Origin of the sequence: Mycobacterium sp. SMC-21 (assembly GCF_045310825.1) — a bacterium.
In the GTDB taxonomy this organism is placed as follows: Bacteria; Actinomycetota; Actinomycetes; order Mycobacteriales; family Mycobacteriaceae; genus Mycobacterium.
The window spans coordinates 91,264-103,030 of record NZ_JBJIAO010000013.1; the positions used below are offsets into that span (position 1 = coordinate 91,264).

The window sequence follows — 11,767 nt, forward strand, 5'->3', positions numbered from 1 at the left end:
ACCGTGCCGGGGCCCTACTTGAGCACGTTGACCGCACGCGCGATGACGAGCGCGGTCGTCGAGATCGAGACCAGCGACTGCAGCGTCATCATCATCTTGGCCCACCGGGACAGCGGCATGGTGTCGGTGGGCGAGAACGCCACGACGTTGGTGTAGCTCACGTACAGGTAGTCGACAAATGTTGGGCGCCAACCAGGTTCGGCGTTCTGCGGATCGCTCATCTGGGGAAACTGGAAGTCCGGGTACGGGTCGTCGCCGGACCGCCGGGCGAACGGCCCACCGCGGTCCAGCTCCCAGAACCAGATGCCGAACACGATGACGTTGGTGATGAAGATCGCCGCGCCGCTGCCCAACAACAGCCCGGCATTGTTGGAGACCTGACCGGACAGGATGTGGACGTCGAGGACGATCGCCGACGTCGTGTTGTCGGCGGTGATGGCCGCCGTCAGCAGCCACATCGCCCACTTGCCGACGGTGGTCTCACGCGACATCCGCACCGGGTTGATGATCAGCAGCACGACCACGAGCAGGAGCTCCAGGCCGATCAGCGGCCAGCGGGGCACCACCGTGTACTGCTCGGGGACGGACCATTGCAGCAGGACCGCGCCGAGGATGGCGGCGATCACCGGCAGCCGGTTCTCGGGCGCGCCGGGCCGCAGCCAGGACGGCACGTGGTGTTCCGCGCTGCTCGTCAGGCGGTGGGTGCGCTCGACGAAGGTCCTGACCGCCGGCGGCAAGGGTTCTGGAGTGGGGTCCATGCGCTCAGTTTTGCACCGAGATGACACCATTAGACGGTGTCTGCCGAGCTGAGCCAGGGAACCCACAGGACGTCGCCGCTTGCCGCGGCCGACATCGATGCGGCTGCCCGGCGAATTTCCTCGGTGGTCACCCGCACCCCGCTGCAGTACAGCGATCGGCTGTCGGCGCTGACCGGCGCCCAGGTGTACCTCAAGCGTGAGGACCTGCAGGCGGTGCGCTCGTACAAGCTGCGCGGTGCCTACAACCTGCTGATGCAGCTCTCCGACGAGGAGAAGGCCGCCGGCGTGGTGTGCTCGTCGGCGGGCAACCACGCCCAGGGTTTCGCGCTGGCCTGCCGCTCGATGGGTGTGCACGGCCGCGTCTACGTCCCGGCCAAGACCCCCAAACAGAAGCGGGACCGCATCCGCTACCACGGCGGTGACTTCATCGAGCTGATCGTCGGCGGCGCCACCTACGACCTGGCCGCCGAAGCCGCGCTCGAGGACGTCGCCCGGACGGGGGCCACGCTGGTCCCGCCGTACGACGACCTGCGCACCATGGCCGGGCAGGGCACCATCGCCGTGGAGATCCTCGAGCAACTGGACGGCGAGCCCGACCTGGTGATCGTGCCGGTCGGGGGTGGCGGCTGCATCAGCGGCATCACCACCTACCTGACCGCGCACACCAAGGCGACCGCCGTGCTCGGCGCCGAGCCCGCCGGTGCGGCGTCGATGATCGCGGCGCTGGCCAAGGGCGAGCCGGTCACGCTGGAGCACGTCGACCAGTTCGTCGACGGCGCGGCGGTGGCCCGGGCCGGGGAGCTGACCTACGCGGCGCTCGCCGCGGCCGGCGACATGGTGTCGGTGACGACCGTCGACGAAGGCGCGGTGTGCACCGCGATGCTCGACCTGTACCAGAACGAGGGCATCATCGCCGAGCCCGCGGGCGCGCTGTCCGTGGCGGCGTTGATGGAGAACGGTGTCGAGGCCGGCTCGACGGTCGTGTGCCTGATCTCCGGTGGCAACAACGACGTCTCGCGCTACGGCGAGGTGCTCGAGCGGTCACTGGTGCACCTGGGGCTCAAGCACTACTTCCTCGTGGACTTCCCGCAGGAGCCCGGCGCGCTACGGCGGTTCCTGGACGAGGTGCTCGGGCCCAACGACGACATCACCCTGTTCGAATACGTCAAGCGCAACAACCGGGAGACCGGCGCGGCGCTCGTCGGCATCGAACTCGGGTCGGCCGCCAACTTCGACGGACTGCTCGAGCGGATGCACAATTCGGGCATCCACGTGGAGCCGTTGGAGCCGGGGTCACCGGCTTACCGTTACCTGACCTAGGGGCGTCGACGGAGGACCGCGAAGCTGTGGCCGGGCAGTGTCGTGGCGGTTGTCCCGATCTGAGGCTCGGCCGAGGACAGGACCGACTCGCCGGTGACGGGTACGGCGACGGGCTGTTCGCCGAGGTTGCACGCCACGGCGAACGCACCACGATGCATCACGATCCAGCGGTCGGCCTCGTCGAACTCGACGCGCAGGTGGTCCAGCCACGGGTCGGCGAAGTCGGGTTCGTTGCGCCGCAACGTGATCAGGTCGCGGTAGAGCTGCAGCAGGCGGGCGTGCTCGCCCGTGCCGACCTCGTCCCAGTCGAGTTTGGAACGCTGAAACGTCGCCGGATCCTGCGGATCGGGGATGTCGTCGGCGGCCCAGCCGTGATCGGCGAACTCGGCCTTGCGACCCTCGGCCGTCGCGCGCGCGAGTTCGGGTTCGGGATGTGAACTGAAGAACTGGAACGGTGTCGACGCGCCCCACTCCTCGCCCATGAAAAGCATTGCCGTATAGGGCGATCCGAGGACCAGCGCGGCCTTGACCGCCAGCTGCCCGAAGTCGAGGTTCTGCGACGGGCGGTCACCGATCGCCCGGTTGCCCACCTGGTCGTGCGTGCAGGTGTAGGCCAGCAGCCGGGTGGCCGGAATGCTCGTGGTGTCCAGCGCCCGGCCGTGGCGCCGGCGCCGGAACGACGAGTAGGTGCCGGCGTGGAAGAAGCCGCGGGACAGGGTGGTGGCGAGCGTCTGCATCGACCCGAAATCGGCGTAGTAGCCCTGTCGTTCTCCGGACACCGCGGTGTGGATGGCGTGGTGGATGTCGTCGTCCCACTGGGCGGCGAGTCCGTAGCCGCCCTGGTCCCGCGGGGTGATCAGCCGCGGGTCGTTGAGGTCGCTTTCGGCGATCAGTGCCAGTGGGCGGCCGAGTTCGGTTGCCAGCGCATCGGTTTCGGCGGCCAGCTCTTCCAGCAGGTGAACGGCTGTGGTGTCGACCAGCGCGTGTACCGCATCCAGCCGCAGGCCGTCGATGCCGAAGTCCCGCATCCAGCGCAGGGCGCAGTCGATGATGTACCGGCGCACCGGATCGGAGTCGGCGGCGGCGATGTTGATCGCCTCGCCCCACGGCGTCCGGCCCACGGTCAGGTACGGCCCGAACTTGGGTAGGTAATTCCCCGATGGGCCGAGGTGATTGAACACCGCGTCGAGCAGCACGCCCAGGCCCCGCTGGTGGCAGGCGTCGACGAAGCGCACGAGACCCGAAGGGCCGCCATAGGGTTCGTGCACGGCGTACCACAGCACGCCGTCGTAGCCCCAGCCGTGACTGCCGCTGAAGGCGTTGACCGGCATGAGTTCGACGAAGTCCACGCCGAGGTCGACGAGGTGGTCCAGCCGTTCAATGGCGGCGTCGAACGTGCCGGCCGGGGTGAACGTGCCGACGTGCAGTTCGTAGATCACCGTGCCGTCGATGGTGCGGCCGGGCCAGGGGGCCGGCGGCGCGGACGTCCACAGCTGTGAAAGTCCGTGTACGCCATCGGGTTGCCGCGGCGAGCGGGGGTCGGGCAGCGGTTCGGAGTCGTCGACGACGAAGCCGTACCGGGCGTCGGCCGGCACGTCGACGGTGACGCGCCACCACCCGTCCTCGGAGCGGGTCATGGGGTAGCGACCCCCGTCGGCGTCGAGAGTCACGTTGTCGGGCGTGGGCGCCCAGACCGAGAATTCGTGGTCAGCCACGGGCTTTCTCCAGAAGTACGCCCGGCAGTTCGGCGAACAGTGCGTCGGCGGTGACGGTGCCCGACCAGGTGCGGCCGGTCAGCCGGTCGGTCCAGTCGCCGGCGGGCAGTGCGAGAGTGGTTTCGGTGCAGTCGGATTCGTCGAGCTTCAGTGTCCAGCGGGGGACGACAACCAGGACATCGGTACCCCGCTGGAACGCGATCACGTGGTCGGCGGCGGGACCGTCGGCGGTGACGGGCGTGTACTCGCCCGACAGGTACGTCGCCGGCCGCTCCCGGCGTGACCGCAACGCTGCCGCGACGACCCGAATCTTGGGGTGGTGCAAGGTGTCGAGCTCACTCCGTCGGAGAGCGAAATCCACCGGACGGCGATTGTCGGGGTCCACCAGGCTGTCGTCGAAGAGTTCGGTGCCCTGGTAGATGTCGGGGACGCCCGGCACCGTCAGCGCGAGCAGCTTCTGCGCGACGGCGTCGCAACGCGCGGCCTCGTCCAGCTGGCCGACGAACGTGGTGACCTCGCCCGCTATCGGCCCGTCGATCAGCGCATCGATCCAGTCGTGGACAGCATCTTCGAACTCCCGGTCCGGCTGTTCCCAATTGGTGTGCAGCTCGGCTTCGCGGATCGCCTTCTCGGCATAGGAGTGCAGCCGCGCGCGGACGGTGTCTCCGACTTCGCCGGCGGCAGGCCACACGCCGATGATGTTCTGCCACAGGAACAATCCGGTGCCCTCGTCCGGCGGCACGCACACCGTGTTCCAGCGGTTCACGCGCTGGGCCCATGGCTCCGCGCACTGGGACAGCACCGTGATGCGGGCCCGCACATCCTCGCCGCGTTTGGTGTCGTGGGTGGACAGCGTCACCATGGTCGTCGGCCAGTCGCGGGCGCGCGCGGCGGCGCGCTGGTGAAACTCGGCCGTGCTCATCCCGAATCGTTCCGGTGTGCCACCGACCTCGTTCAGCGACACCAGCCGAGCGTCGCGGTAGAACAGGGTGTCCTCGATCGCCTTGGCCGTTGTCGCACCGCACAACTGCTGCAACCGCGCCGCCGGTTCGGGCTGCTCGAGTGCGGTGACGACCAGTTGCAGAGCCGATGCCAGTTCTGGTGCCGCTTCGATGGTTTCGTTGATGGCCTCGGGCAGGACCGCGGACAGCACCCGATAGTCGGTGCGATACACGCCGACGCGGCTGACCAGTTGGGCGATGGCAGTCGGTAGGGCCGGATCGTCGGCCCCGGCTGCCCGCACGATCGCGCGATGCAGCCGGGCCAGTTCGCTCGCCAGCGTCTCGGTGGCGACCTTGATCTTGAGTTCCCCGGCATCGGAACGGGTTTCGCGGGCCAGCTCGGTGAGCGTGGCGGCCCCGTCGGGGTCGACGAAGAGTCCGCCGATCTCCCGAAGCGCGTCATAGCCGGTGGTGCCCGCGATGGGCAGGCCGGGGTCCAGCGGCTCGTCGGCGGCCAGGATCTTCTCGGCGACGATCCAGGCGTCGTCTCCGGCCAGTTCGCGCAGCCGGGCGAGATAGCCTGCGGGATCGGTCAACCCGTCGATGTGGTCGACCCGCAGCCCGTCCACCAGGTGCTCGCGGAACCAGCGCCCGATCTCGGCGTGGCTGGCGTCGAACACGTCGAGGTCCTCTTGGCGCACCGCCGCCAGCGAGGTGATGGAGAAGAACCGCCGGTAGCCACAGGAGCCGGACTGCCAGCCCGTCAGCCGGTAGGCCTGCCTGGAATAGACCTCGGCGGATGTGCCCGCGCCGGTGCCGGGACGGATCGGCCAGGTCCGGTCACCCAGCCGCAGCACGTCACCGTCGACGGCGAGATCGTCGACGTCAGAGTCGGAACCCAGCACCGGCAACACGATTCGGCCGTCGGGGTCCAGGTCCCAGTCGATGTCGAAGTACCGGGCGAAGCGCGATGCCTGGCCGTGGGTCAGGACGTCCCACCACCATGGATTCTGCTCGGGCTGTTCGACGCCGACGTGGTTCGGCACGATGTCGATGACGAGCCCCATGCCGCGCGCCCGCGCCGCGGCGGACAGCCGGGAAAAGCCCTCTGGCCCGCCGAGTTCCGCCGACACCGCGGTGGGGTCGGTGACGTCGTAGCCGTGCGTCGAGCCGGTCACGGCGGTCAGGACCGGCGAGAGATACAGGTGCGAGACGCCGAGATCGTCGAGGTAGGGCAGTAGCGCCACCGCCTCGTCGAAAGTCATTCCGTCGCTGCGCATCTGCAGCCGGTACGTGGCGACTACGGGCGAGACCGGCACTGTCATCACGCCGTCTTACGCAACACCAGTAGTGAACGGGCCTGCAGGGAGATCGTCTCACCGGCGGCGGCCACCAGTTCGGTGTGGCCGTGTGGGTCCGCGGTGTCCAGCGCCGCCGCCCAGCTCGCTCCGTAGTCCGCGCCGGGAACCACGAAATCGAGTGCCTCGTCGTGGGCGTTGAAGCACAGCAGGAACGAGTCGTCGGTGACCCGTTCACCGCGGGCGTTGGGTTCGGGTATCGCGTCGCCGTTGAGGAACACCGTGATGCTCTTGCCGAAGCCGGAATCCCAGTCCTCGAGCGTCATCTCGTCGCCCGCGGGGGTCAGCCAGGCGATGTCGCGCACCTGCCCGGTGCTGCGCACCGGTTGCCCGGCCAGGAACCGGCGGCGCCGGAACACCGGGTGCTTGCGCCGGAACGCCACCACGGTGCGGGTGAATTCCAGCAGTGCCGCGTTGGTCTCGCACATGGTCCAGTCCATCCACGACAGTGGGTTGTCCTGGCAGTAGACGTTGTTGTTGCCCTGCTGGGTGCGCCCGATCTCGTCGCCGTGACTGATCATCGGGGTGCCCTGCGACAGCATCAGCGTCGCGAAGATGTTGCGGCGCTGCCGCTCCCGGAGCTCGAGGATCTCGGGGTCGTCGGTCGGGCCTTCGACGCCGCAGTTCCAGGAGCGGTTGTGGCTCTCGCCGTCCCGGTTGTCCTCGCCGTTGGCCTCGTTGTGCTTCTCGTTGTAGGACACCAGGTCGGTCAGCGTGAAGCCGTCGTGGCAGGTGACGAAGTTGATGCTCGCGCTCGGCCGCCGGCCGGTCGCCTCGTACAGGTCCGAGGAACCGGTCAGCCGCGAGGCGAACTCGCCCAGGGTCGCGGGCTCGCCCCGCCAATAGTCGCGCACAGTGTCGCGGTATTTCCCGTTCCACTCGGTCCACAAACCTGGGAAGTTGCCGACCTGGTAGCCGCCCTCGCCGACATCCCACGGCTCGGCGATCAGTTTTACCTGGCTGATCACCGGATCCTGTTGCACGAGATCGAAAAACGCCGAGAGGCGGTCCACGTCGTAGAACTCCCGGGCCAGCGTGGAGGCGAGGTCGAATCGGAAGCCGTCGACGTGCATCTCCAGTACCCAGTACCGCAGCGAATCCATGATCAGCTGCAGGGTGTGGGGGTGGCGGGCGTTGAGGCTGTTGCCGGTGCCGGTGAAGTCCTTGTAGAGCGAGAGGTCGTCGTCATCGAGCCGGTAGTAGGCGGCGTTGTCGATGCCGCGGAAGTTCAGCGTGGGGCCGAGGTGGTTGCCTTCGGCGGTGTGGTTGTAGACCACGTCGAGAATGACTTCGATGCCGGCTTCGTGGAACGACTTCACCATGGTCTTGAACTCGGCGACGGCGCTGCCGGCATGCTGGTTCCACGAGTACTGGTAGTGCGGCGCGAAGAAGCCGAACGTGTTGTAGCCCCAGTAGTTTCGCAGCCCGAGGTCCAGTAGCCGGTGGTCGTGCAGGAACTGGTGCACCGGCATCAGCTCGATGGCGGTGACGCCGAGCGACCGCAGATGCTCGATGATCGCCGGGTGGGCGAGTCCCGCGTAGGTGCCGCGCAGTTCCTCGGGGATCGCCGGGTGCGTCTGCGTCATGCCCTTGACGTGGGCCTCGTAGATCACCGTCTCGTGGTACGGCGTCCGCGGCAGCCGGTCGTTGTCCCAGTTGAAGAACGGGTTGATCACCACGCTGGTCATGGTGTGCCCCAGCGAATCAACGCCTGCGGGTTCGCCGGTGGCCGACGGCTCGGCCAGATCGTACGAGTACAGCGCCTGGCCGAAGTCGAAGTCGCCGTGGAAGGACTTGCCGTAGGGGTCGAGCAGCAGCTTGCTCGGATCGCAGCGGTGTCCGTTCGCGGGGTCCCACGGCCCGTACACCCGGAATCCGTAGCGCTGCCCGGGCGTCACGGCCGGCAGGTAGCAGTGCCACACGTAGCTGTCGACCTCGTCGAGGTTGACGCGTTCCTCGGTGCCGTCCTTCGCGATCAGGCACAGCTCGACGCGCTCGGCGACCTCCGAGAACACCGAGAAATTGGTGCCGGAACCGTCGTAGGTCGCACCGAGGGGATAGGCGCTACCCGGCCAGACGCCAACAACCATGAAGGCAGCTCACCACCAGCCGGTGGCAGCCCCGACCTGGCGGCCGAGTTCGGCGGTCATGGTGCGCATGTAGGTGGCGGACAGGTGATGAGAGTCGTGGTACAGCAACACATTTCCCTCCACAGCGCGGCAGATGTCAGGGCGGCACACCGCGTCACTCATGTCGAGCGGTTTCAACAGTGGGAACTGCGCGACGAAATCGAGGGTCGGGTTGTGGTCGGACAGTACCTCGGAGCGGGCGATGCCGCAGGACGTCGAATTGCCGCCGCTGGCAAGGCAGTCGGCCGGGAAGAACGGCTTACCGTCCCGGACCAGCCACGGAGTGTCACGCATGGCCAGAATCGGGATGTTCGCATCGGACAGGCGCTGCCAGATACCGATGTACGTGCCGGGCATCACGTCACCGGACTTGATGTTCCAGGGGCGTGTCGAGGTGGTGAAGACGAAGCTCGGGTGGTCGGCCACCAGCTTCGGCATGACGAGTTCGTTCCACTCGTAGCACTTCGGGTATGGCCGGTTGTCGCCCATCACCAGTGGGTTCTGCTCGGTCGACAGTGGGCAGCCCATCTTCAGATAGGTGACGACCTTGAAGTGATACCGCTTGCCGAGCAGGTCCAGTGCCGTGATCCAGTGTTCGGCGTGCGAGCCGCCGGCCAGCGCCACGGTGCGGGTGGCCGCGGTGTCGCCGTACGAGCAGTTGCGGATCGACAGGTCGTCGAAGTCGGCGATACAGCTGTCTGCGGTTGTGGCCGGCACGTCGTCCTTGGCCTCGAGCACCGTCGGGCGGAAGGGCAGTTTGGGCACCTTCAGGTGCCGCAGCAGCGAGCGCGCTCCCGGGTAGTCGACGGGGTTGAGCGTGGCGAGTTCCTTGCCGTTGGCCCGCTCGATGTTCATGTGTTCGCGCCAGGTGAAGGCCGTCGCGGTGAGCGTCACACCCATCACCGCGACAAGCGTCCCCAGCACCGCGGTGGGCCGCCGCAGCCCGGCGAGTCCGGGTGAACCCGCCGTCGACGGCCGGCGCAGCGGGTTCTCCACGTAGCGGGTGGTGAGCCACGCCAGCACCCCGGAGACGAGTAGCACGGCGGTGCCGTCGACGAAATGGGCCCGGCTGTGGCCGCTGTAGGCCAGCCAGAAGATCAGCAGCGGCCAGTGCCAGAGATACAGCGAGTACGCCATGGTGCCCAGCGACAGGAACGGGCCGGTGGCCAGGAGCCGGTTCGGCGCCGGCAGCCGCTCGGTGTGATTTGCGGCACTGAGGATGAAAAGCATGGTCGCGCCGACCGGAACCAGCGCCCACGGGCCGGGGAATTCCCGCACGCCGTCGATCAGGGCGCCGCACGACAGGATGGCCGCCAGCGCGACGGCCGACACCACGTTGCGCAGCCACATCGGCCACCGGACGGACGGCACCAGCGCGCCGACGAGAGCGCCGAGCAGCAGCTCCCAGGCCCGGGCGAAGCTGTCGTAGTAGGCGCTGACCTGGTCGGCCTGGTGCGCGAAGATCGCGTAGACGAACGACGCGACGGTCAGCACGCTGAGCAGCGCGATGAAGGCCGGCCGGAGCCGGTCGCCGAGCCGGCGCCGGAACAGGTAGGCGAAGCCGAAGATCAGCGCCAGGAACGCGACGTAGAACTGGCCCTGCACCGACATCGACCAGAGGTGCTGCAGCGGGCTGACGGATTCGCCGGCGCGCAGGTAGTTCGACGCGGTCTCGGCGAGTTCCCAGTTCTGGTAGTAGCCCAGGCTGGCCAGGCTCTGGTCGGCGAACGTCTCCCAGCGGGTCTGGGGCTGGATCGCGATGGTCAGCACGGCGCCCGCGGCGAGCACGACGATCAGTGCCGGCAGCAGGCGACGGACCAGGCGGCGCAGCTGCGGACCGGGGGACAGCGGCGCGTCCGGGGTCAGCGCGATCCGCAGGAGTTTGCCGCCGAAGAAGAAGCCGGACAGCGCGAGGAAGACGTCGACACCGCCGGAGACGCGGCCGAACCACACGTGAAAGGCCGCGACCATGGCGATGGCGATGCCGCGCAGGCCGTCCAGGTCGTGGCGGTAGAACGCGCTCGGCGCATTGCCCGCCGTGGCGTCCGCACCGCTGTCGGTGACGCGCGCGGCGTTGCCCGACCCGGGCTGCGACGCCGGCCGCGGTGCTGCAAGAGTCGTCATGGTCGGATGTCAATCTACCCAAGATCCAGGCCACGTTCATGTAATGGCGAGTCGCCCGCGTGCTGAGCACGCCCGTTTCGACGTGCTCGGCGGGCGATTAGGCTCGGTCCTCGTGCCAGCGCTGAACCCTGCCGAAATCTCGGCGATCGACACCGCCCACATCTGGCATCCGTACAGCACCATCGGCGCCGAGGCTTTGCCGGCGGTGGTTGCCACCGAGGCGCACGGCATCATGCTGACCCTCATCCACGAGGGCCGGCCGGTGCAGGTCATCGACGCGATGAGCTCGTGGTGGACGGCGGTGCACGGGCACGGGCATCCGGTGCTCGACGCCGCGATCACCCGGCAGTTGAGCCGCATGAACCACGTCATGTTCGGCGGCCTCACCCATGAGCCCGCGGCGCGCCTGGCGCAGCTGCTCGTCGAGATCACCCCGGCCGGTCTCGACACGGTGTTCTTCTCGGACTCCGGTTCGGTCTCCGTCGAGGTCGCCGCGAAGATGGCGCTGCAGTACCAGCGCAGCCGCGGCCGTCCCGGCCGGCACAAGCTGATGACGTGGCGCGGGGGCTACCACGGCGACACCTTCACCCCGATGAGCGTCTGCGACCCCGACGGCGGCATGCACTCGATCTGGACCGATGTCCTGATGCCGCAGATCTTCGCGCCGCGGGTGCCCACGGAATTCGACCCGGCCTACGTCGAGGCCTTCGAGGCCCAGCTGGCCGCCCATGTGGATGAGCTCGCAGCCGTCATCGTCGAGCCCGTCGTCCAGGGCGCCGGCGGCATGCGGTTCCACGACCCGCGGTACCTGACGGCGTTGCGCGACATCTGCACCCGGCACGACGTGCTGCTGATCTTCGACGAGATCGCGACCGGTTTCGGGCGGACGGGTGAGCTGTTCGCCGCGGACCACGCGGGCGTCAGCCCCGACATCATGTGTGTCGGCAAGGCGCTGACCGGTGGTTATGTGACGCTGGCAGCGACGCTGTGCACCGCCGAGATCGCGCGGGTGATCAGCGCGGGCGAGCCGGGCGCACTCATGCACGGGCCGACGTTCATGGCCAACGCGTTGGCGTGCGCGGTGTCGGTGGCGGCGGTCGAGCTGCTGTTGAGCGAGGACTGGAAGACGCGCGTGGCGACCATCGCGGACGGGCTGCGGCGCGGTCTGGCACCGGCCGCCGACCTGCCGTCTGTCGCCGACGTGCGCGTGTTGGGCGCCATCGGCGTCGTCGAGATGCGCGAGCCGGTGAACATGCCGCTGGCCACGGTCACCGCGATCGAGCACGGTGTGTGGCTGCGGCCCTTCGGCAAGCTGCTGTACGTGATGCCGCCGTTCATCTGCACGTCCGACGAGATCGACCAGGTCACCTCTGCTGTGGTCGCCGTTGCCCGTGCGTTAACCTGAACACCGTTCAATTGCAC

Annotated in this window: 7 protein-coding genes; 2 read left to right on the plus strand and 5 right to left on the minus strand. The window is 68.2% G+C overall.

Going from position 1 to position 11,767, the window contains the following annotated elements:
* Positions 1-14: 14 nt before the first annotated feature.
* Entirely contained in the window at positions 15-758 is a 744-nt protein-coding gene (locus tag ACJH6H_RS15260) for a hypothetical protein (protein WP_244872863.1), read from the minus strand.
* A 36-nt stretch (positions 759-794) separates the two neighbouring features.
* Between ACJH6H_RS15260 and ilvA the strand changes: the two genes are divergently transcribed.
* The gene (ilvA, locus tag ACJH6H_RS15265) at positions 795-2,078 is read left to right on the plus strand and encodes a threonine ammonia-lyase IlvA (protein WP_212813916.1); all 1,284 of its coding nucleotides are present in this window, start codon (positions 795-797) and stop codon (positions 2,076-2,078) included.
* On the opposite strand, the gene treZ is transcribed toward ilvA, so the two are convergent.
* From treZ to ACJH6H_RS15285, 4 genes are read right to left on the minus strand one after another with little or no spacing between them, the layout of a single operon-like run.
* A complete protein-coding gene (treZ, locus tag ACJH6H_RS15270) occupies positions 2,075-3,793 on the minus strand; it encodes a malto-oligosyltrehalose trehalohydrolase (protein WP_406775206.1) in 1,719 nt (572 codons plus the stop codon). The genes ilvA and treZ overlap by 4 nt on opposite strands.
* A complete protein-coding gene (gene treY, locus ACJH6H_RS15275) occupies positions 3,786-6,059 on the minus strand; it encodes a malto-oligosyltrehalose synthase (RefSeq protein WP_406775207.1) in 2,274 nt (757 codons plus the stop codon). The genes treZ and treY overlap by 8 nt, the downstream gene beginning before the upstream one ends.
* The gene (gene glgX / locus ACJH6H_RS15280) at positions 6,059-8,182 is read right to left on the minus strand and encodes a glycogen debranching protein GlgX (protein ID WP_406775208.1); all 2,124 of its coding nucleotides are present in this window, start codon (positions 8,180-8,182) and stop codon (positions 6,059-6,061) included. Before glgX ends, treY begins: the two co-directional genes overlap by 1 nt.
* A 9-nt stretch (positions 8,183-8,191) precedes the next feature.
* A complete protein-coding gene (locus ACJH6H_RS15285; protein WP_346416722.1) occupies positions 8,192-10,345 on the minus strand; it encodes an acyltransferase family protein in 2,154 nt (717 codons plus the stop codon).
* A 112-nt stretch (positions 10,346-10,457) separates the two neighbouring features.
* Here ACJH6H_RS15285 and ACJH6H_RS15290 point away from each other — a divergent pair, with 112 nt between their 5' ends.
* Entirely contained in the window at positions 10,458-11,750 is a 1,293-nt protein-coding gene (locus ACJH6H_RS15290) for an adenosylmethionine--8-amino-7-oxononanoate transaminase (RefSeq protein ID WP_406775209.1), read from the plus strand.
* Positions 11,751-11,767 lie beyond the last annotated feature (17 nt).